This window comes from Amphritea pacifica (genome assembly GCF_016924145.1).
Classification (GTDB): Bacteria; Pseudomonadota; Gammaproteobacteria; order Pseudomonadales; family Balneatricaceae; genus Amphritea; species Amphritea pacifica.
Map to the genome: position 1 here is coordinate 1 of NZ_JAFFZO010000120.1, position 458 is coordinate 458.

Here is a 458-nt window from a genome sequence, read left to right on the forward strand (position 1 = left end):
GCCAGTTCGATCATGACATCGAGCACCTCTTTGATCATCTCGGGGTCGAGGGCCGAGGTCGGCTCATCGAACAGCATCACATCCGGGTTCATACACAGGGAGCGGGCAATCGCTACCCGCTGCTGCTGACCACCGGATAGCTGACCGGGGTATTTGAGTGCCTGATCGGGAATTTTCACCCGCTCCAGCAGCTCCATCGCCCGCGCTTCCGCTTCTTTGCGCGGCATCTTTTTCACCCAGATCGGGGCCAGTACGCAGTTTTCCAGCACCGTCAGGTGCGGGAACAGATTGAAGTGCTGGAACACCATGCCCACTTCCTTGCGGATCGCTTCGATATTTTTTATATCTTCATTCAGGGGGATATCGTTGACGATGATATCGCCTTTCTGGTGCTCTTCCAGTCGGTTAATACAGCGGATCATGGTGGATTTACCCGACCCCGAAGGCCCGCAAATGAC

General features: G+C 55.5%; 1 protein-coding gene. It reads right to left on the reverse strand.

Annotated features, from left to right (window positions below; translation table 11 throughout):
• Positions 1-458 (reverse strand): amino acid ABC transporter ATP-binding protein (locus JW499_RS21680; protein WP_205212522.1); only part of this gene is annotated, 458 nt, incomplete at both ends.